We start from the raw sequence: 21505 nt of genomic DNA, 5'->3' as shown, positions 1-21505 counted from the left end.
TTTTTATGCGAGCAGTCATCCTCAACAGAATTGGTTGGTGTTCCCTGATGCTGGTATTTTTACTGGCTACTCAGTCATCATATGCGCAACGTGGCCGTACAACGCGCCGGAACTCTGCTAAGGCAGCTACCCCTGCAACTCAGGACGCTTCGCTTGTGAATCCTGCGACGGGTAACAGCGTTACACCACCTCCCCCACCACCAGCACAGTCACAGCGCCCGGATGGTGTAGGTATACCTGTAGATACGCCTCGCAAGTCGTTGCGTACAGACGGGATTTCTGAAAAGAACTTCATCAGAGACCGTATTCCTATTGCTTACGATCACATCCGCTCAGATGATGAATTCTGGGAGAAGAAGATCTGGCAGGTAATAGATATCCGTGAAAAGATGAACCTTCCTTTCCAGTATAATGTTGAGGACGAATCTGGTGTAAACCAGCTGTTCATTAATATCCTGATCAATTCTGTTAAGAATAAGGAAGTAGAAGCGTTCAGTCCTATCGACGACCGTTTCACCACTCCCCTTACTTACCCTGAGATTCAAACTAAACTAAGCGGAGAGGAGAAGACAGTACGTAGTATTGACCCTATAACCGGTGAGGAGAAAATGGTAAGCACCCGTGATGAATTTGACCCACGTACTGTTGTTCAGTACAAGATCAAAGAAGTTTGGGTGTTCGATAAAGAAGCATCTGCTCTGAAAGTACGTATCCTGGGTATTGCACCTATGGTATCACGTATGAACGAAGATGGATCTTTACGTGCCGCTATCCCATTGTTCTGGGTATATTATCCTGATATGCGTCCTATCCTGGCTAAGTACGATGTGTACAACCAGAATAACGATGCCGCTACTATGAGCTGGGAAGATCTTTTCGAAATGCGCTTTTTCTCCAGTTTCGTAATCAAGGAGAACAACACGTATAACCGTGAGATCAAGGATTACATTAAAGATGGTACTATGCGTCTCCTGGAAGGTCAGGCGATCAAAGACAAAGTCTTTAATAAAGAACAAGACATGTGGCAGTACTAATCTGCTCGTAAATAAGCTAAAAAGCCGTGTAGATAATATCTGCACGGCTTTTTACTTTATGAGTTATTATGGAAATAATCGAAGACCAGTTTTGCTTTTGCGTTGCCTATCTCTTTGACAAGCTCTTCTTCCGAGAGAAGTTTGATCTTATTGACCGACCGGAATGTTTTTAATAGTTGTGTGGCAGTATTCTCTCCGATCCCCTTTATATTCTCCAGTTCATTTTTGAAGGTGCCTTTACTGCGTTTCTGCCGGTGGAAGGTAATACCGAACCGGTGTACCTCATCTCTGACCCGGCGGATCAGTTTCAGACTTTCACTATCGTAGGGTAATTTGATACTGTCTTTATCTCCCGGAAAAAAGATCTCTTCTTCATTCTTGGCAAGTCCTACGACGGTCATACTACCTACAAGGTCCAGTTCCCGGATACTCTCCATGGCCGATCCCAGCTGCCCCTTACCACCATCAATGATCACCAGCTGAGGTAATGGCTGGTTTTCTTCCAGCAACCTTCTGTAGCGCCTGAAAACGACTTCTTTCATGGATGCAAAGTCGTTAATACCTTCTACGGTCTTAATATTGAAATGACGGTAGTCTTTCTTTGAGGCGATACCATCTTTAAAGACCACGCAGGCAGAAACGGGATAACTTCCCTGGAAGTTGGAGTTATCGAAACATTCGATATGAACCGGTAACTGCTGTAGTTCAAGATCGGCCTGTAACTGGTACAATACCTTCTTCTTTTCCATATCGCTTTTACCTTCCAGGTGCAGGATCTTTCTTCTGTATAATTCTTCTTTGAAGTAGTTTACATTTTTCTCTGAGAGTTCCAGCAGTTTCTTTTTGTCGCCGGTTTTAGGAACGGTAACGGTTATATGTTCTTCCGGATATTCCATGTCAAAAGGCACGATAATTTCCGGCGCTAAACTGTGGAAGGCATCACGTAAATATCCCACTGCATAGGTTAGTACTTCCTCATTTTCTTCTTCCAGTTTCTTCTCGAGTGTTACTGTTTTTGTATCTGCAATGGTGCCATTCAGAACACGCAGATAATTTACGTAGGCATGGTTGCCTTCACTGATAATAGAGAAGACATCTACATTACCTATACGTGAATTGACGATAGCAGATTTGGATTGATAAGCATTAAGGCTCTCTATCTTTTTACGGAGTATTTCTGCTTTCTCAAATTCCATATTGATGGCGTGCTCCTGCATCTGTGCGCGGAATTCCTGCAATACGGGGGTGAGATTCCCTTTTAATATATTCTTTACCTGTTGTAATCCTGCACGGTATTCTTCTTCTGTTTCCAGTCCTTCGCAAGGGCCTTTACAGTTGCCCAGATGATATTCAAGGCATACTTTATACTTGCCTTTGCTGATATTCTGTTGTGAAAGATTGAGATTACAGGTACGCAAAGGAATGTTGTAACGGATCATGTCCAGCAGTTCTCTTACACGTCCTACAGAGGTGAAAGGACCGAGATATTCCGAACCGTCTTTTATAATATTACGGGTAAGGAATACGCGGGGGAAAGGTTCGTGTTTGATGACCATGTAAGGATATGTTTTATCGTCCTTCAGGTTTATATTGAACTTTGGCTGGAACTGTTTGATGAGGGAGTTTTCCAGTAAAAAGGCATCCTGTTCAGAGTCTACGATGGTAAACTCTATATGATGAATGCATTCAACGAGTTTATGTGTTTTATAGTTATCATGATTCTTTAAAAAATAGGAACTCACTCTTTTACGCAGGCTTTTGGCTTTACCTACATATAAGATCTCATTACTTTCATTGTAGTATTTATAAATACCCGCCTGTAAGGGGATGGTATGTGATATCTGTTGAAATTCTGCTGCTGTCATTGTTTACAATCAATTGTGCGCCCTGAGCAAAATCTTTACATCCAGTTCTTTGGATGGCAGGAATGCTATTTTCTGCCAGGTAGTGATACGGATGTGGTTATTGTGCTGATATTCCAGGTGTTGCTGGTATTCGTATACCAGGTTCTGGACATGTTTATTCATCTGTACATTTTCTATACGCTGGCTACTGTCTACATTCAGGATCACTTCCTGGGGAAGTGTGGCTTTATTCCTGGCTTTGTACAGGAGAGAGCGTTTACCGGTGAACTGGTCCGGAAGGACTATTGTATCGTAGGCATCCCTGAGAGAGGGTTTGTTGAGGTCTACTTCCAGGAACGGTTGCAACAGGTTTTGCAGTTGTGCCGAATCGGGGGTATTGATGGTAACGCTATCCCGCTGATTATTAAGCGTGACCGTTTTATATAGGGCAGGTTTCTGCTGACTGATATCCACCAATTCCTGTTTAAAGTATCCTTTTAAATCTCTGTAGCCATTAGCCTGGGTCTGTTGCTGATTAACGCCGGTGCCACAGGAAGCGAAGACAAGGGCAGCAGACAGAAATGTCCAGGAGAAACGATAATCCATCTGACAAAGTTAGGGAAGAATGAGTTATGCAGCTTGTGATAAAAAAAATGCGCCGTGAAAACGGCGCATCTGATGCATGAGCAAATCTGTCGAGAGCACTAAAAAAACATTAAACGTTGGAACTATGGCAATAGTTACAGTGACAAAAAAAAAGCTGTCGCGGATACCCGCGACAGCTTCCTGTTATAACCTAAAGTTTGTTAAATGAGTAGGGTGCCTGTCATCTCTTTAGGAATGGGAAGGCCCATAATCTGAAGGATGGTTGGGGACACGTCGCCCAGTTTACCTGGTTTTAATTCTCCTTTGAAATCATTGCTGATCAAAAAGTAAGGAACGAGGTTGAGTGAGTGGGCGGTGTTGGGAGTACCATCGCTATTGATCATGTAATCTGCATTACCATGGTCGGCAGTAAGGAAAACGGTATAATCGTTTTTCAGAGCAGCGGTGACTACTCTTTCCACGCAGGCGTCCACTGTTTCTACCGCTTTGATAACGGCTGGCCAAACGCCGGTATGCCCTACCATGTCTGCATTGGCAAAGTTGAGACATATGAAGTCGGCCGATTTGCTTTCAATTTCCGGTACGATAGCATCTGCGATTTCATTTGCGCTCATTTCCGGTTGCAGATCGTAGGTAGCTACTTTAGGAGAAGCGATGATCAGTCTGCGTTCGCCTTCGTATTCCTTTTCACGTCCGCCGGAGAAGAAGAAGGTTACGTGCGGGTACTTTTCTGTTTCTGCGATACGTATCTGGGTACGGTTGTTATCTTCCAGTACTGCTCCTATTGTATTATTGAGGTTATCGTTCTCAAATATTACATGTACGCCTTTGTATGTTTTATCATACTCGGTCATAGTTGTATAGTTCAGTTGCAGGGGATGCATACCAAAGTCGGGGAAATCCTGCTGGGTAAGCACCTGTGTGATTTCGCGGCAACGGTCCGTACGGAAGTTGAAACAGAGTACAGCATCACCGTTCTGGATGGTAGCGATAGGTTTCAGTTGCGCATCGGTAACGATGATAGGTTTGATAAACTCGTCGGTAACACCATCTGCATAGGAAGCCCTGATAGCTGTGAGTACATCCTGAGTAGGAGTACCAGTACCGTTTACCAGTCCATCGTAAGCCAGTTTCACACGTTCCCAGCGCTTATCGCGGTCCATTGCATAGTAACGGCCTGTAACACTGGCTACCTGACCGGTAGTTTGTTTCAGGTGTTCTACCAGGTCGGTCATGTATTCCAGTCCGCCTTTAGGATCAGTATCACGTCCATCAGTAAAGGCGTGGATGAATACTTTGGTAAGACCTTTATCTTTAGCGATTTGTGTGAGCGCTTTCAGGTGGCTGATGTGAGAGTGAACACCACCGTCACTAACAAGGCCTATCAGGTGAAGGGCTTTGTCGTTTTCTTTAGCGTAGTTGAATGAGTTCTGTAATATAGGATTGGAAGCCAGTTCTCCTGTACGGACAGCTACATTGATACGTTGCAGTTCCTGGTACACGATACGGCCGGCGCCCAGATTAAGGTGCCCCACTTCTGAGTTACCCATCTGTCCATCAGGTAAGCCTACCTGTTCACCACAGGTAACGAGTGTACTATGCGGGTATTTCCCATAAAGACTGCTAACAAAAGGTGTCTTTGCATGTGCTATTGCATCAGCGGCAGGAACCTGTCCCTGCCCCCATCCATCCATAATAACGAGAATGGCTCTTTTCTTTTCCATATATCTGCTGAGATTTTTTTAAAGTACTACTTCAGGGGTCAAACTTATTGAAATGAGAGCAAAAAACATACTGGATTAAAAGATAAGGTGGAAGTTTATTGCAGTTAAGGGTAATTGTAAAATTATATATTAATATATTTGCATCAATTAATGCCTGTGCAATACAACGATGATTGTATTTTAAATGCGAACCCGCACTTTGGCATAGTTTTAGCCCATTTCATACCAGATGATGAAAACTTTACTACTTAATAAAATACTGACGATGAAAAAGTTAATGTATGTGCTAGGGGTGGTGTTGTTTGGAGGCATTATTACAGCATTTACACTGTCAGCTGCTACAATGAAACCTACGGCCGCAGGGCCTTTCGAAGATGTGGTCAGCTCGATCAAACAAGGAGATGTTAGCGCATTATCCCGTTATCTTGATAATACAGTTGAAATAAATATTTCCGGCAAGTCCAACTCTTACAGCAAGTCACAGGCTGAAATAATACTGAAGGATTTTTTTGCAAAGAACCAGGTGAAATCATTTGAACTGATTCACCAGGGTGAAGGTGGAGGTGGGTCCCGTTTTGGTATTGGTAATATGGGAACTTCAGCAGGTTCTTTCCGTACTTCCTTCTTTTTACAGAAGAAGGGGGGTTCGATGGTGCTGAATGAGTTACGTTTCGAAAATAAATAAGCAGATTAATGCAGACAGAAATATTTTAAAAAGTCCGGAACTCCCGGACTTTTTTTATTTCATTACTTTCGTTGTTCTAAACCGGTAGTATGTTAGAAGAATCGGCACTCAGGAATCTTATACAAAATGCGCTGACGGAAGATATTGGTAGCGGGGACCATTCCACGCTTGCCTGTATTCCTGCTACGGCAACGGGCAAAGCTATATTGAAAATAAAAGAGGATGGAATACTGGCAGGGATGGAAGTGGCAAAGACGATATTCCAGCTGCTGGAACCAAATACTGTTCTTATTCCTTTTAAGAAAGATGGTGAAGTGATGAAGAATGGGGAAACAGCTTTTGAAGTGAATGCATTAGTGCATACGCTGCTGATGGGAGAAAGGCTGGTACTGAACTGTATGCAACGCATGAGTGGTATCGCTACGCTTACACATCAGTACGTGGAGAAACTGAAAGGATATCATACCCGTTTATTAGATACACGTAAGACAACACCTAATTTCCGTTTGCTGGAAAAAGAAGCAGTAAGGATAGGCGGTGGTGTTAATCACCGGATGGGATTATATGATATGGTGATGCTGAAGGATAATCATATTGATTTTGCCGGAGGCATTACTGCTGCCGTGAATAAAACAGTGGCTTATTTAAAGGAAAAGAACCTGCCGTTGCAGATAGAAGTGGAGACAAGGAGCCTGGAAGATGTGCGGGAAGTGCTTGCTGTAGGACAAATACACCGGATTATGCTGGACAATTTCACACCTCAGCAGGTAAGTGAAGCGCTGGTACTGATTAACGGGCGGTTTGAAACGGAAGCATCCGGCGGTATTAACCTGAATACGCTGGAAGAATATGCAAAAACAGGTGTGGATTATGTGTCGGCAGGAGCCGTTATTCATCATGCTGTGAGCCTGGACCTTAGTCTTAAAGCTCTTTAGTACTTAACAAAGAAATATCCCTGAAGTTGAGAAAGATATTATTTATCATCAACCGGAAAGCCGGTACGGACAGAGAGAAACGCCTGGAGGGAGTTATCCGGAGATATTTAACGCCGAAAGCATTCTCTGTAGAGATTACACACCTGGCATACCTGGGGCATGGCACTGTGCTTGCCCGGGAGGCGGTGGAGGCCGGTGTAGACACGGTAGTTGCTGTGGGTGGAGACGGGTCTATAAATGAGATAGCACAGGGCCTGGTGGGCTCCGGTACAGCGTTGGCCATTATACCGTTGGGTAGTGGCAATGGACTGGCAAGGGCACTTAAAATACCAATGAAGGTACCTTATGCACTTGAGCTGATAGCGGATGGTCGTCGCCGGCCTATGGATGTTGGTTATGCCAATGAACATATGTTCCTGAGTAATGCGGGCGTTGGATTTGATGCTTTGATAGCGGATAAGTTTCGCAATGTGCAAAAGAGAGGATTAGTGGGGTATGCGAAGCTGGTGTTCGGAAGTTTTAATAAGTATAAGGGGCCGTTGTACGAAATCAATATAGACGGGAAGATACAGGAGCAGCGCGCTTTCCTTTTTACCGTCGCAAATGGTAACCAGTTTGGCTATGAGTTTAAGCTGGCGCCTAAAGCAAGTGTGTTTGATGGTGAACTGGACGTGTGCCTGGTACCGCCTGTTCCTTTTTACGGATTAATACCCATTGGGTTTTACTCTCTCAGAGGAACGATTGATAAGACAAATTATATGCAGCATTATACAGGTAAGTACATTACTGTTACAAGTCCGGAGCTGGCACATTTACAGGTGGATGGAGATGCTGTACCTTTGAGTGAAGGAGAAAAGGTAATTTTCCGTATTGAACCTGCTGCCCTGCAGGTGATTGTTAATCGATTTTAAAGTAATTTCTATGTCCAAGAAAAAAGGTTCCGGTGGCATTGTGTATTCAACAAATCCTCAGTTTACACCAGATAACGATGAACCGGAAGAAACAGACACTTTAGGAAATGCTCATCAGCAACTGAGGGTAAAACTGGATACGAAGAAACGTGCGGGTAAAGTGGTGACGCTGATAGATGGGTTTGTAGGAAAGACAGATGATCTGGAAGAGCTGGGTAAGAAACTGAAGACGAAGTGTGGGGCTGGTGGAAGTGCAAAGGATGGTCAGATACTGATTCAGGGGGATTACAGGGAGAAAATCGTAAAGTGGTTGCAGGAATGGGGATATAAAGCGAAGTAATTTTATTTTTTGGATAGAGGCAGTCTCATTATTTATGAGGCTGCCTCTTTTTTATTTAGAGTGTGCGGAAGATATGAGGAGAGTGAGTGGTCTGGCTTTTGAAGAAGTGCGTGAAATTAGCGGGTTCTTCAAAACCAAGGCACCAGGCGATAGCAGAAATGTGCCAGTCGGTATGCCTTAAAAGGAGCTTTGCTTCGAGCAGGATCCTTTGCCGGATATGTTCGCTGGTGGTATGTCCGGTAACACGTTTGACAGTGGCATTCAGATGATTTGGATGCACATTCAGCATCTGAGCGAACTCGCCGGCAGTTTTCAGTTGTACCTGTTCCTGCTCGGAAGCGATGGGGAACTGTTTTTCCAGTGTTTCTGTAAAACGTTCTGCCAGTAGTTGTGCTGTTGTTAAAGAACGTTGATGATCACTTGCGGGCGTGCCCATCCGTTTAGCTTCCAGTAGAAGCAGCTGAAGATAGATAATGAGAGCTTCCTGTTTATAGGCAGCGCTATCTGTATGTTCTTTCATCAGTTGTCTGAAGATCTGCTGAAGGTAGCTGCTCTGTTCTTCTGTCAATTTCAGCACGGCGTTGGCGCCTATCTGGAAAAGCGGATAATGCAGGAGTTCATCCCGGTAATCCCGCCGCATTTCGAACAGGTGTTCTGTGAACATGCAGTAGTAACCATCCTGCGGGCCAACCGGTGACCATGTTTTTACTTCTACCTGATTGATGAAAAGGAGGCTGGGCGCTTTTATCTTATATACACGGTCTCCCAGTGTGAATGTACCAGAGCCTTCGGTGATAAGGGAAATCTTATAATAATCACGTCTGCTGGCGGAAATATATTCTTTACAGGGATTTGTAGCACGTGAATGCACAGCAAAGCTACTTTTGGCTGGTACTTTTGGTGTGGCAGGTGTGTTTACGGCTACCTGCAGGAGGCTGCTATCAATCTGGTTCAGCCCCACACGTTGAATACTTCTGCGATTATTACTGGTGGCCATATATTAAAGTTAACAAAAAAGCAGCGCTAATGGGTTACCGGTTATTGATGTATGGATGTATGAATATGCAGATGGTAAAGACGGTCAAAAGAGGTATAATTCCTGCCAATACGCCATTTGTATCGATGTTGCATTTTTAAATTTGATAAATTAACAAAGATTTCACAAATTGAGTTCACCTTTATCAACCAAAATCTTGTTTTCATCATGTGCCTTTTGATGGAACTGCTTACCACTATTACAACCAACTATCTGCAGCAGCATACAAGATTATATACGGATTACATGTTTTGTCTTACAGAACCTATATTTAGTGTAATGAACAACATGTAATCCGTTTCTCTATTCCTTCACCCTTATTGAACACCCGGTCTGTCCTTTCTTGTCGATAACGTCTCTACTATCGAAATAGGTACGGAAACATCTGTTCGGCTTTTTTAAAACCGGACAGATGTCCTACTTTGTAAGTACAAATTCAATCTCTCCGAAGTTCAGTTGAATAATATTTTTGTCTTTTTCGAGGCAGAGGCGGCCATCGGGTAATACGTCTCGTATAATGCCTTCAAAGTATTCGTTGTTCATGCGGTAAAGACCGGCCTGGTTCAGGCGGAACAGTTTGCTGATGTATTCGGTTAAAAGGCTGTCATAAGTAGAAGGATGTAATGCCTGAATCCGCTCCTGCAGGCAGGCACAGAGTTCTTTGCCCAGGGCGATGGCATCCCAGGTTTTACCGGTAATCTGGCGCAGGGATACGGGGTTGGGCAAATGCTCCGGAAAGGTAGTTTGGTTAATGTTCAACCCGATTCCTATAATGGCATATTGCCATGTATTGCCACGCAGTACATTTTCTATGAGAATGCCCCCTGCCTTTCTGTCACGCCAGTAAATGTCATTACTCCACTTGATTCCGGTCTCATCTCCAGCATGTTGACTAAAGAAATCACAGGCACCAAGCGCTACTGCAACGCTTAGCATAAATTGCCTGGAAAGTGGCAGCATTCCGGGTTGCAGGGCTATGGTAAGCATGATGTTTTCACCCGGGGGTGAGAGCCATTGCTTACCACGTTGTCCTTTTCCGGCTGTTTGTTCCATGGCAAACCAGGTAGTTCCGGAGTTTATGGTCCCATTATTGACCTGCTCCATGGCATAGTTATTGGTGCTGTCTACTTTGTCTAAAATGTAAAAAGGCTGTCCGATCACAAGAGATTCTTTTCTGAAATATTTTGAATAAAGCAAAGTAAATCATTTTATCATTTTCTTAACAAAAGACAGGATCCGGCATTACAATAAACGAGTAGTCTCAAACGTCTGCATACCAGGTATCAATACCAATATTGGAAGCATATTGGAATGCATTGTGACAATATCATATTCCGGTGTTTATTTGCCGCTTGTTTAGTAATTTTGACAATTAAAGTTTATTTTTAACCAAAAGAGATTTTATTGGCACCCTTAACCGTTCTGAGTACGAGAAAAAAGGCGTTAACGCGTCTGAGTAGAGAAAGCGAGATTTTTTCCATCATCATCAAGGCTATCCAGGATAAAAAGGGAGAAAATATTGTATCCCTGGATCTACGCCAGATTCCTGAAGCTGTGGCTGACTTCTTTGTTATATGTGAGGCCAATTCCAATACACAGGTTAGGGCTATTGCAGACTATGTTGAACATCAGATACAGGAGCATCTGGGAGAAGAGCCCTACAAACACGAAGGATTTACCGCACAACAATGGATACTTGTAGATTATGTGAATGTTGTAGTGCATGTATTCCAACCCGAAACCAGGCAATTTTACAGTCTGGAAGACATGTGGAGTGATGCAGAACGAATGGAGCATAATGAGAATAACTTATAACTTTTAACTAATAACGACATCCGTAAGGAGCGTAAGATTATGGAAAGAGGCAACAACTTCACCAAGGGGTCAGACAAATCGCCAAAGAAAGGACCAAAGTTCAATATATACTGGGTGTACGCCTTTATAGGGGTCGCTTTGCTGGCTATGAACTTTTTTAATTTCGGAGCCCAGCCTAAAGAGCTTAGTTTTCAGGAATTTCAACTTGATTACCTGAAACCAGGAGATGTAGACAAGCTGGTGGTGGTGAACAAAAAGTCTGTAGAGGTTTACATTAAAAAAGAGAGGCTGAACGAGCCCAAATTTGATAAAGTGGCAAAAGGGCGTTTCGGCGCACCAAATGCCGGTCCACATTTCCGTTTTAGCATAGGCAGTGAGGAAAGCTTTAAAGCAGATATGGATAAAGCTCAGGCTAACACACCATTAGAAGATCAGGTAAAAGTGATTTACGAGGACAGACAGGGATGGTTTGAACCATTCATTCAACTGCTGTTACCGCTGGTATTACTGATTGGTCTATGGGTATTACTGATGCGTAAAATGGGCGGTCCTGCCGGTGGCAGTGGCGGTCCGGGAGGCATCTTTAACATTGGCAAGTCCAAAGCAACCCTGTTCGACAAGGGTACCCGTGTAAATATCACTTTCAGTGATGTTGCCGGATTGGACGAAGCTAAAGTCGAGGTCATGGAAATCGTGGATTTCCTGAAGAACCCGAAGAAATACACTGCACTGGGGGGTAAAATCCCTAAGGGAGCTTTGCTGGTGGGCCCTCCGGGTACCGGTAAAACCCTGCTGGCCAAAGCAATGGCCGGAGAAGCGCAGGTACCATTCTTCTCTATGTCAGGTTCTGACTTTGTTGAACTATTCGTAGGTGTGGGTGCAAGCCGTGTACGTGACCTGTTCAAGCAGGCCCGTGAAAAGGCTCCCTGTATCATATTTATTGATGAAATAGATGCGATTGGCCGTGCAAGGGGTAAGAACGTGATGATGAGCAATGATGAACGTGAAAACACCCTGAACCAGCTGCTGGTTGAAATGGATGGTTTCGGTACTGATAGCGGTATCATCATTCTGGCTGCTACCAACCGTCCGGATGTACTGGATAGTGCGTTATTGCGCCCGGGACGTTTTGACCGTCAGATCTCTATCGATAAACCAGATCTGGCTGGCAGAGAGACCATTTTTGAAGTGCATCTGAAGCCTATTAAAACTTCTCCTATCCTGGATGTTAAGAAGCTTGCTTCCATGACCCCCGGATTTGCTGGAGCCGATATTGCCAACGTATGTAACGAGGCTGCTTTGATTGCTGCCCGTAAAGGCAAAACGGAAGTGGAAATGGACGACTTCAATGATGCGATTGACCGTGTAATTGGTGGTTTAGAGAAGAAGAACAAGATCATTTCTCCTGAAGAGAAAGAAGTGATCGCTTATCATGAAGCTGGTCATGCTATCTGCGGATGGCACCTGGAACATGCTAACCCGCTGGTAAAAGTTACAATTGTACCACGTGGTGTTGCTGCTCTAGGATATGCACAATATCTTCCTAAAGAACAATACCTCTACAATACCGAACAGTTACTGGACGATATATGTATGACCCTTGGCGGTCGTGCTGTAGAAGACCTGGTGTTTGGTAAAATATCTACCGGTGCGCAGAATGACTTGCAGGTTATTACCCGTATGGCTTATGCGATGGTAACTGTGTATGGTATGAATGAAAAAGTAGGTAATGTATCTTTCTATGATCCTAACAGCGATCAGGCATTTACAAAACCTTACTCTGAGGAAACTTCCAAGATGATAGATGAAGAAGTTCGTCAGCTGATCAACAAGGCTTACATAAGGACTAAAAACCTGCTGACAGAAAAGCTGGATCAGGTAAAAGCCCTTGCACAGGAACTGTTGAAAAAAGAAGTATTATATCAGGCAGATCTGGAAAGACTGATCGGTAAACGTCCATGGGATGTTCACAGAGAACACCAGAGAAACAATGAAAGCATCGGCACTGATGGTGTACATCCTTCGGATATCATCAATCCTTCGCCTTCACCTGTTAATGCGTAAGCTAATATGAAGATATCTCCTGCCAAGGAAAATATTCTTAAGAAAGTACGTAATGCATTGAGTCAATCGGTACAGTTGCCCTTCCCAAATGCGGAGGGCAACAGTTCCGTTTTTATAAAGGAACACGACGGATTGGAAATGAAGTTTGCAGAGGAGTTTGCCCGTTTACAGGGGAAGTTCATTTTCTGCACGAGTAAAAATGAAGTCGTGGATAATCTGGTTGCCCTTGTAACCAGTAAAGAGTGGGATGATGTGTATTGCCAGACACCTTCCCTGATGCAGCAGTTTCAGTTAAAGCAATTCCCTTTCATGAACAACGGGGATATGCATACTGCACAGGCAGCGATTACAGACTGTGAATGTCTGGTGGCACGTACCGGTACCATGGTACTGAGTGCGGCACAGGCTTCCGGCAGAGCATTACCTGTATATACGCCTGTTCATATTGTGATTGCTTATACGCATCAGCTGGTATTTGATCTGAAAGATGCCATTACCCGTTTGAAAGATAAATACCAGGGAGAATTACCTTCTTCCATTCATTTTGCTTCTGGTCCAAGCCGTACGGCAGATATTGAGAAGACACTGGTAGTAGGTATACACGGTCCTAAAGAGGTGTATGTATTCCTGGTAGATCAATAAAACGTTTATTAGTTTAACTATATTTGAGCAGCGCATGATAGTAATCATGCGCTGTTCTTTTAAATGATTGTTATGAAGAGGTTGTCCCTTTTTATTTTTACAGCGCTTGTATTAGCATCCTGCGGGCAGGCTCCGGCAGGTGGTAATGGGGCTGATGAACTGGTTATTAAAGATACCTGTGCTGTCATCTTTGTACCATCCGGTGATAAATTACAATCCCTGAAAAGTGCTTTCGGAGAGAAGAGTTTTCCGGGCATTTTACAATTTAACAATGCCACTGCTACTGCGGATAGCCTGTTCCTTGCATCTAAAGGAGTGAAGATCATCCGTACTTCTGCTACGCAATTACATTTTATCAGGAAGAACGGAGAATCTCTCTATATCAATCTCAATCATCCAAAATATGCCTGGGAGATATTTTTGTTTACCGGCTTAGGAGATCCTATCAAGGCTGATCTTGGAGATATTGAAGCTGCTTATGAAGAAGCAGGATTTAAATAGTATTAATTAGTATATGCAGCACCACATTCATCTTCCGGAAGGCAAAAAGGTTTATTTCGCATCAGATTTTCACCTGGGCGCACCCAATGCTACTGCCAGCAGAGAAAGAGAAAAACGGATTGTACAATGGCTGAACGAGGTATCCAAAGATGCCGGGCATATTTTTCTTGTAGGAGATATTTTTGATTTCTGGTTTGAGTATAAGGAAGTAATTCCTAAAGGATATACCCGCTTGCTGGGAAAACTGGCAGAACTGCGGGACAATGGGATTGGTATTTCGGTGTTTATCGGGAACCATGATATGTGGATGAACGGATATTTTGAAGAAGAACTTGCTATCCCTGTTTATTATGAACCACAGACTTATGATATTGGGGGTAAATTATTTTATATAGGCCATGGAGATGGGCTTGGGCCTGGTGACCATGGTTATAAGTTATTAAAGAAAGTATTCCGCAACCCTGTATGCCGCTGGTTATTTTCGGTGATACATCCTTCCTGGGGTATTGCGTTAGCCAATTATTTTAGTCGTAAAAGCCGTTCTGCTACCGGAATGGAACTGGAGAAGTTCCTGGGAGAAGAGAATGAATGGCTGGCTATTTACAGTAAAGAAGTGTTACAGCACACTCATTTCGACTACTTCATTTATGGACACCGGCATTTGCCAATGGATTTACAGGTAGGGGCTAACAGCCGGTATATCAACCTGGGCGACTGGCTGAATTATTTCAGTTATGCAGTATTTGACGGAACCAATACGGAACTGAAGTACTCAGGCGTCAAGGATCTCGTGTAATATTGGCGGAGAGTGCAGTTCCTGAAAATCGGGCAGATGCAGTTTGAAGAAGTCCAGATAGGCATACAGCAGTTTCCTGCGTTTGTCTTTATTCATCGTAATATTTCCCAGACTTTCCCATTCATAACATTGGAATAAGCGATCTGTTAGTTCGCTGTTTTCTGCATCCAGGTAATTACTGTGGTGAGGTGGTAAATCTGTGAATGAACCTTCCTGCAAATCCAGGTAAGAAGCGTATTCAGAGTAACGGCCGTTGAGGCGGAAGCCCAGATATTCTGCCAGTTTGAGTGTGAAATATAAGGGGATGTTTGCTGCTATTGCCAAAGGTGTTTGATCAAGCGCCTGTAATGCCTGTTCTGTAAAATAGTAAAGCTCCAGGTGTTCTTCCGGCTCTTTCAGGCTTTTCTGTAGTAGCTCTATCATGTAGAGCGCCACGGTGTTCTTTACTACATTTACCTGCAGGGAAGTGGAGATGTAGCCGAGTTTGAATTCGGAGATACGCTGTATGCTTTTTTGTTCGTAATGGTATACGATGAGGTCCAGGATATTTCCTGGTTGCAGCAGGTTACCCTTTGCTTTTGGTTTGGATGATCTTACTCCGTTTACCATATATGCCTGTACGCCGAACAGTTCTGTGAAGATGTTCACGATGGCACTTGTATCACCATACTTAACTGTCCTTAATACTATCCCGCGCGTTTTATGTAACATCAGCTTCGAAATTACTGATATCTAGTTTATAAATACGATTTTAGTGACGAGATGCTCCCCTGTTGTTTCGCTCGTGGCAAATACGAGGTATACGCCGCTCTGAGGCCGGTGTCCTGTATAATCAGTGCCATTCCAGATGGCTTGTCCGCCTAATGACTGTGTCTGAAATACTAAGCGCCCACTGATGTCTGTAATCTTAACCAGTGCATTTTGTGCCAGTCCGCGGATCGCAATTGTGCCGCCATATGTGTGGGGCACAGGGTTAGGGAATACCAGTACGGAATCTTTTTGCATGATGGTACCTTCTGTAGCAGTACCATGCCATGACATCAATCCTTTTTCTGTTGCGAAGTATACCTCTCCTGTTACCGGGTCTATGGCTATTTTATAGATATGATTTCCCGGAAGAGGGCTGTTGGCGGTGTTGAAATGTTCGATGATTGTTTCGCCGTCTTCACTCACCAGCCATACGCCATTTAGAGAGCCTACCCATTTTCTGTTTGCACCATCTATAGCGATGCTGGTCACCTGTTCATCCTGGAAAAGGTAACCGGCAAAGTTGTCCTGCTGTATGATGGGAAGGTATGCACTACAGTTGCCTGTAGCTGCCTGGTCTGCACAATTCATAATGGCAATACCGCGGCCTGTGCCTACCCATATAGCGCCATTCTTATCTTTGGCCATACAGTATATATCATTGGAAGGAAGGTTGCCTGACTGAGTCCCCATGCGGAACTGATACCATTGATTGCTGGTGTGGTTGAAGACAAACAGCCCGTTTCCCTGTGGGGATACCATCCATACCTGTCCGTAATCATCTGTGAGCAGTTGGCTGATGGCGTTCCCTGTTTGTGCATAGGGACTGCGGAAAAATGACCAGGAGTTATCAGGCTTTTTTAAGAGCAGATTTGCATTGGCTCCATAATCAGCCACCCAGAGATTACCGGCAGCATCTGTTGCCAGTCCGCTTACATTGGTAGCTTCTTTATAGATGTTGTCCTGGTGTAATAAGCCGCCTCCAAAGGAGCCTATGTATACGCCACCATTGGCATCGGGGGCTAGTGTGATGAGATCTTTTATATTGGCGGGTTGGTGCTGCTGCCACTCCCCTTTGTTATAAGTGTAATATCCGTTGGTATCGCCGGTGGAAGTCCATGCATCTGTTATGCCACCTGCTGCTGCAAACAGGGTGTTGTTTACAAAGAGCATATCGCCGGTGATGATACTGGAAGGGCCGTTGGGAGTAATGGATGTGAATAATCCCGCGCTGTAGCGGATAAGTCCCTGCAGGGAATCGGCTATCCAGGTATCCTGTGCGTAACCAACGGCTTCACGGGGAGCCTGAATGTGTTGGTCCTGTAAGATAGTAGCGACAGTAGCATCTGATTGTAGTATGATGATGCGGTTGTTTTCACAGACAAGTAACTGCTGGTTGTTTATGCTCAGGTTGGTGATAGGATTCCCATCGGTATACCAGGGTGACCATGTATCGTTTTGTAGCTGGAAGAGTTGTTTCCCCTGCCGGCAAATGAGTTTGTTGCCCAGTAGAATAACCTGTTGTACGGTATCCTGTTGCAGGCCCTGTTGTAGAGGCGTCCAGTTCCTGAAGTCTGCGAGGTTGGTACCTGTGAGGGCGCCCTTTTTTATACCTTCTGCCGTAGCTGCATACAGGGAGTTATTCAGTAAGGCGAGTGCATACACGGGAGTGTACAAACCGGTAGAACCAGTAATATATGTATCTGAGATTTCTGACCTGGTAGTGTTTACGACTACGATGCCTAATCCTGTGCAGAGGTAGGCGTTGTCGTTATTAAAAAAGATGCGGAAGATAGATTTATCTGCTGATACCTGTTTGCGCAGGAGATCGGGGATGTTATAGATGTTATTGCCTTGGAGGAAATCAAGGTTGCTGTTCCGGTAGGCCACCATCACACCGTTATTATTGCTGCCAATAGTGCTGATACCGATGTCGTGCAGGCCATTCACTTTACTATAGCGGGTAATGTCCTGTTCTTCTCCTGTGTTTACAGAGAAAAGACCGGATGAAGAAGCGCAATACACTTTGTCTGTATTCACAGTAACCGATATGGCTGGTAGCCAGGGAAGATATTCCTGCCATTGACCAATAGGTGTTTGTGCCAGAGATGGTATGCTAATAAGGCATAGTAATGTGAGGAAACGGTACATGCATCAAAAATAGTTATATGTTATTACTTTATGACACTTACTGTTCTATAAGCAAATCGCCCAGTTTTTTAGACAACTTTGATTACCTTTACGGCCTTACCAAATTACAACGATGCTTATGTGGCAACGCCTGGCGGGTTTCGTCCTAAAATTCCGGCTACCGTTACTGGTATTATTGCTTGCCGGCTCTGCTGTGATGGCTTATTATGCCAGCAAGGTGGAATTATCCTATGAGGCCAACAAATCTATTCCTCTTGATAATCTGAAATACAAAGATTATCAGCAATTTAAGAAGCTGTTTGGAGAAGATGGAAACCTTATGGTGATAGGGGTACAAACAGATGATTTTTTTAAGACAGATTTTTTTGAAGACTATGTACAGCTGAACAAGGACCTGAAAAAGGTTGAATTTGTTGAGAATGTACTGAGTGTGCCGTTTGCCATTAACCTGGTAAAAAACGATAGTACACATAAGCTGGCTGCCGGACCTCTTTTTAAAGGGGATCTGAAACAGCAGGTAGTGCTGGATAGCCTGGACCGTTTATTCAATACATTACCTTTTTATAAAGGGCTGTTGTATAATCCGGATACACATGCATATATGATGCTGGTGAACATCAACAAAGAAGTGATGAACACCGCCAGACGTATAGAGGTGGTAAAAAACATTATGGCGCTGGGTACCGCATTTGGTAAAAAGCATCATACAGAGATAAGAATGAGCGGTTTGCCGCTGATCCGTACCATCATGGCAACCAAGGTAGCTGATGAGCTGAAGTTGTTCCTGAAACTATCTTTTGTATTAACAGCACTGATCCTTTTCCTTTTCTTCCGTTCTTTTGGTTCGGTGTTAATGTCTATGATCGTTGTTGCTATCGGAGTGATATGGTCTGTAGCTACTATTGTATTGCTGGGGTATAAGATCACTTTATTAACCGGACTGATACCGCCATTGATTGTAGTAATCGGTATTCCGAACTGTGTATACTTCCTTAATAAGTATCATATTGAATATGCGAAGGATGGCAACAAAACACGTGCACTGGTGCATATGATCCAGAAAATGGGTATTGTTACCCTTTTCACGAATCTGACAGCTGCCATTGGTTTTGGTGTATTCTGTTTTACCAAGAGTTCTATCTTACGTGAGTTTGGGGCAGTCGCAGGATTGAACATCATGTTCATCTTCCTGATCTCCTTTATATTCCTTCCTTCCGTACTTAGTTATCTGCCGGCACCAAAGACCAAACATACCAGTTACCTGGATAACCCTCTTTTCCGTGCATTGCTGAACGGTCTTACAGCATTGGTATTCCGGTACAGGGCATGGGTATATGTTATTACAGGCTTCATGATAGTGGTAGCTGTAACAGGTATGTTACGGTTGAAGTCAGAAGCGTATATGCTGGACGATATTCCTAAAAGTGATAAACTGTATACGGACCTGAAATTCTTTGAGCAGAACTTCAAGGGGGTAATGCCGCTGGAGATCTCTGTGGATACAAAGAAAAAGAATGGGGTGATCAACCTGAAGACGCTGGAGAAACTGGATGAGTTGTCTAAACTTATCACAGCGCAACCATCTTTTGCCCGTCCGCTTTCTGTAGCAGAAGGTATCAAGTTTGCAAAGCAGGCTTATTATAATGGTGATTCATCTAACTATGGTATTCCTAATCAGTTTGATATTGGCTTCCTGGCACCTTACCTGCGTATGAAAGGTGGTGATGCGAATGCCAGTAAAGAAGCAGCCACATTCACCAGACTGGTATCTTCCTTTATGGACAGTACCCGGCAGGTGGCACGTGTGAGTGTGAATATGGCGGATGTTGGTTCCCGTGAATTGCCTATCCTGCTGGATTCATTACGTCCGCAGGTGAATGCGATCTTTGACACTGCGCAGTATAAAGTGACCTTTACAGGTACCAGTGTGATATTCCTGGAAGGCAGTCGATTTATCATCAATGGTTTAACGGAAAGTATCCTGCTGGCATTTGTACTGATCATATTCTGTATGCTGTATCTTTTCCGTTCCTGGAGAATGCTGATCATATCTATTATTCCGAACATGATACCGCTGGCTGTAACCGCAGGTGTAATGGGTTGGGCAGGTATTGCGCTCAAACCATCTACAGTACTGGTATTCAGTGTGGCATTGGGGATAGCGATAGATGTAACGATCAGGTTCCTGGTGAATTTTAAACAGGAATTGCCTCATAACAACCTGGATATTTCAGCTACTGTAAAGCAAACGATCCATGAAACAGGGCTTAGTATCATATATACATCTATGATCCTGTTTGCCGGATTTATGATATTCAGTTTTTCTGAGTTTGGTGGTACCAAGGCATTGGGCTGGCTGACTTCGCTTACGCTGATACTGGCAATGATCACCAACCTGACGATATTACCAGCATTATTGTTGTGGATGGAGAAATCGCTGCTTAAGAAAGCACAAAAGAAGCAATGGAGGAGTCCGGTTGATGAAGAAGAAGATGTTGATATAGCCGAGCTGGGGCTTGACGACAAAGAATAATAGCAGTGCTAACATATTGCAGAAGGCTCAATACAATGAAATGTATTGAGCCTTCTGCATTTAGCCAAATAATCTAGTGGCCCGCATTCATACTCCCCTTTTAGCCGCTTGTATAAAAGGCCCCTGCATACCCGTTAAAAAGTGAGAGGTTTATCATGCCATTTTAACCTCTTTTAGTTCATTAGTTCATGAAAAACAAATACTTAAAGGGCGCTCACTTATCTGAGCGTAAATTTAAGGAGATACTGCGGCTGTTTGCCGAAGATCTTACTGCCACCCAGATTGCCAGCATTAGTGGAGTAAGCAGAGTAACTGTAAATAGTTACCTGAAGAAAATTCGCCAGCAGATAGCCCGTCATTGTGAATCCTTATTGCCCGCAGATTACAAAGGTCGACCACAGGTCATAGATCAAACCGTTCATCACCCGCAAGACTCTTCCGTTTCTGTAAAGACAGACGTTAGCCGAAACATTAAACCGGTGGTATTCGGAATTTACAGGTCATCTAACAGGTTGCATACCGAGATACTCCCGGATGTAAGCCGTTCTATGATACATTCTGCTGTGAGAAGCAGCCGTTCCATACTGGAAACACAGAATGTAGCAGAGAAGATGCGCCGTTTCAGCAATGTGGCAGATCTTGGCCAATACCGTCTGTACAACCTGGAGAATGAAGGAACGATTGCCAGAGCAGAAGATATTGATGCTTTCTGGGGATTGACCAAACACCGGCTTGCCAAGTTCAAAGGTCTTAACCGCAGTACCGTTTACCTGCATCTGAAGGAATGCGAATTCCGGTATAATAACCGGAATGAGGATATTTATGAAACGTTACTGGAGTTGTTACAGGCTCAGCCACTAAGCCTTTCCTGAGTATTAAAGATTTTATTTAGATCTGGATATACCGGATTTAGATTTTGGTTGATGAGCGCGCAGGCGGTAATCCTACCGCTTGCCTTATATCCTTGTGCCCAATTCTGGCAGTTCCCAGCTGCGGAAATCCCCGATTTTCACTTTATCAATATCTTAATCCTTCTGACAGCATCTATATCTTTTTAATATTTTTTATATATTGCGTGAGCATTTTTCGATATATCAATCAAAATAATTAATAAGGACACGGGGGAAATGTAGCTGCATAT

19 protein-coding genes are annotated in these 21505 nt (G+C 43.8%); 12 read left to right on the top strand and 7 right to left on the bottom strand.

Translation table 11 applies throughout. The features are described from left to right. The first annotated feature begins 5 nt into the window (after positions 1 to 5). Positions 6 to 1034, top strand: coding sequence for a type IX secretion system ring subunit PorN/GldN (gldN, locus tag BMW86_RS09440; RefSeq protein ID WP_089781197.1), 1029 nt, complete (start codon positions 6 to 8; stop codon positions 1032 to 1034). 56 nt (positions 1035 to 1090) lie between these two features. On the opposite strand, the gene uvrC is transcribed toward gldN, so the two are convergent. The 3 genes from uvrC to gpmI form a co-directional block, all read right to left on the bottom strand. Beyond that, on the bottom strand, positions 1091 to 2899 hold the full coding sequence (uvrC, locus tag BMW86_RS09435) for an excinuclease ABC subunit UvrC (protein ID WP_089781195.1): 1809 nt from the start codon (positions 2897 to 2899) through the stop codon (positions 1091 to 1093). 9 nt (positions 2900 to 2908) lie between these two features. Next, a complete protein-coding gene (locus BMW86_RS09430; RefSeq protein ID WP_089781193.1) occupies positions 2909 to 3484 on the bottom strand; it encodes a hypothetical protein in 576 nt (191 codons plus the stop codon). 200 nt (positions 3485 to 3684) lie between these two features. Beyond that, entirely contained in the window at positions 3685 to 5208 is a 1524-nt protein-coding gene (gene gpmI / locus BMW86_RS09425) for a 2,3-bisphosphoglycerate-independent phosphoglycerate mutase (RefSeq protein ID WP_089781190.1), read from the bottom strand. Positions 5209 to 5473: 265 nt separating this feature from the next. On the opposite strand from gpmI, the gene BMW86_RS09420 reads away from it, so the two are divergent. The 4 genes from BMW86_RS09420 to BMW86_RS09405 all read left to right on the top strand — a co-directional run bounded on the left by BMW86_RS09420 (position 5474) and on the right by BMW86_RS09405 (position 8079). Further along, complete coding sequence (locus BMW86_RS09420; protein ID WP_177189208.1) at positions 5474 to 5893, top strand: DUF4783 domain-containing protein; 420 nt, start codon at positions 5474 to 5476, stop codon at positions 5891 to 5893. A gap of 89 nt (positions 5894 to 5982) precedes the next feature. Next, the gene (gene nadC, locus BMW86_RS09415; protein WP_089781187.1) at positions 5983 to 6828 is read left to right on the top strand and encodes a carboxylating nicotinate-nucleotide diphosphorylase; all 846 of its coding nucleotides are present in this window, start codon (positions 5983 to 5985) and stop codon (positions 6826 to 6828) included. Between the two features lie 26 nt (positions 6829 to 6854). After that, the gene (locus BMW86_RS09410) at positions 6855 to 7739 is read left to right on the top strand and encodes a diacylglycerol/lipid kinase family protein (protein WP_177189207.1); all 885 of its coding nucleotides are present in this window, start codon (positions 6855 to 6857) and stop codon (positions 7737 to 7739) included. Between the two features lie 10 nt (positions 7740 to 7749). Beyond that, positions 7750 to 8079 (top strand): translation initiation factor, encoded by a 330-nt coding sequence (locus BMW86_RS09405; RefSeq protein ID WP_089781183.1) that lies wholly within the window; start codon positions 7750 to 7752, stop codon positions 8077 to 8079. Between the two features lie 55 nt (positions 8080 to 8134). Here BMW86_RS09405 and BMW86_RS09400 read toward each other — a convergent pair whose 3' ends face one another. Both BMW86_RS09400 and BMW86_RS09395 read right to left on the bottom strand, forming a co-directional pair. Then, positions 8135 to 9076, bottom strand: coding sequence for an AraC family transcriptional regulator (locus BMW86_RS09400; protein ID WP_089781181.1), 942 nt, complete (start codon positions 9074 to 9076; stop codon positions 8135 to 8137). A gap of 456 nt (positions 9077 to 9532) precedes the next feature. Then, positions 9533 to 10312, bottom strand: coding sequence for a biotin--[acetyl-CoA-carboxylase] ligase (locus BMW86_RS09395; RefSeq protein WP_255372888.1), 780 nt, complete (start codon positions 10310 to 10312; stop codon positions 9533 to 9535). 207 nt (positions 10313 to 10519) lie between these two features. On the opposite strand from BMW86_RS09395, the gene rsfS reads away from it, so the two are divergent. The 5 genes from rsfS to BMW86_RS09370 all read left to right on the top strand — a co-directional run bounded on the left by rsfS (position 10520) and on the right by BMW86_RS09370 (position 14933). Continuing rightward, a complete protein-coding gene (gene rsfS, locus BMW86_RS09390) occupies positions 10520 to 10930 on the top strand; it encodes a ribosome silencing factor (protein WP_089781180.1) in 411 nt (136 codons plus the stop codon). A gap of 39 nt (positions 10931 to 10969) precedes the next feature. Beyond that, positions 10970 to 12994: an ATP-dependent zinc metalloprotease FtsH gene (ftsH, locus tag BMW86_RS09385; protein WP_089781178.1), complete on the top strand. Its 2025-nt coding sequence runs from the start codon at positions 10970 to 10972 to the stop codon at positions 12992 to 12994. 6 nt (positions 12995 to 13000) lie between these two features. Then, entirely contained in the window at positions 13001 to 13636 is a 636-nt protein-coding gene (locus tag BMW86_RS09380) for a LutC/YkgG family protein (RefSeq protein WP_089781176.1), read from the top strand. A gap of 72 nt (positions 13637 to 13708) precedes the next feature. Further along, a complete protein-coding gene (locus BMW86_RS09375; protein WP_143056534.1) occupies positions 13709 to 14137 on the top strand; it encodes a hypothetical protein in 429 nt (142 codons plus the stop codon). Positions 14138 to 14150: 13 nt separating this feature from the next. Further along, positions 14151 to 14933, top strand: coding sequence for a UDP-2,3-diacylglucosamine diphosphatase (locus BMW86_RS09370; protein WP_089781172.1), 783 nt, complete (start codon positions 14151 to 14153; stop codon positions 14931 to 14933). Here the strand turns inward: BMW86_RS09370 and recO are convergent. Together recO and BMW86_RS09360 are read right to left on the bottom strand one after the other, a co-directional pair. Further along, positions 14910 to 15644: a DNA repair protein RecO gene (gene recO / locus BMW86_RS09365; protein ID WP_089781170.1), complete on the bottom strand. Its 735-nt coding sequence runs from the start codon at positions 15642 to 15644 to the stop codon at positions 14910 to 14912. The two genes, BMW86_RS09370 and recO, sit on opposite strands and share 24 nt — an antisense overlap. Positions 15645 to 15665: 21 nt before the next feature. Further along, positions 15666 to 17831 carry a type IX secretion system anionic LPS delivery protein PorZ gene (locus BMW86_RS09360; RefSeq protein ID WP_089781168.1) on the bottom strand — a complete coding sequence of 722 codons (2166 nt, stop codon included), beginning with the start codon at positions 17829 to 17831 and terminating at the stop codon, positions 15666 to 15668. A 112-nt stretch (positions 17832 to 17943) separates the two neighbouring features. Here BMW86_RS09360 and BMW86_RS09355 point away from each other — a divergent pair, with 112 nt between their 5' ends. Together BMW86_RS09355 and BMW86_RS09350 are read left to right on the top strand one after the other, a co-directional pair. Continuing rightward, entirely contained in the window at positions 17944 to 20364 is a 2421-nt protein-coding gene (locus BMW86_RS09355) for an efflux RND transporter permease subunit (RefSeq protein WP_255372887.1), read from the top strand. Positions 20365 to 20552: 188 nt separating this feature from the next. Continuing rightward, on the top strand, positions 20553 to 21236 hold the full coding sequence (locus tag BMW86_RS09350) for a LuxR C-terminal-related transcriptional regulator (RefSeq protein ID WP_089781164.1): 684 nt from the start codon (positions 20553 to 20555) through the stop codon (positions 21234 to 21236). Positions 21237 to 21505 lie beyond the last annotated feature (269 nt).

The sequence above is a fragment of the Chitinophaga sp. YR573 genome (assembly GCF_900110995.1).
Lineage (GTDB): Bacteria > Bacteroidota > Bacteroidia > Chitinophagales > Chitinophagaceae > Chitinophaga.
The sequence above is the reverse complement of the archived record's forward strand: the minus strand, read 5'-3'. Positions and strand labels throughout refer to the sequence as shown.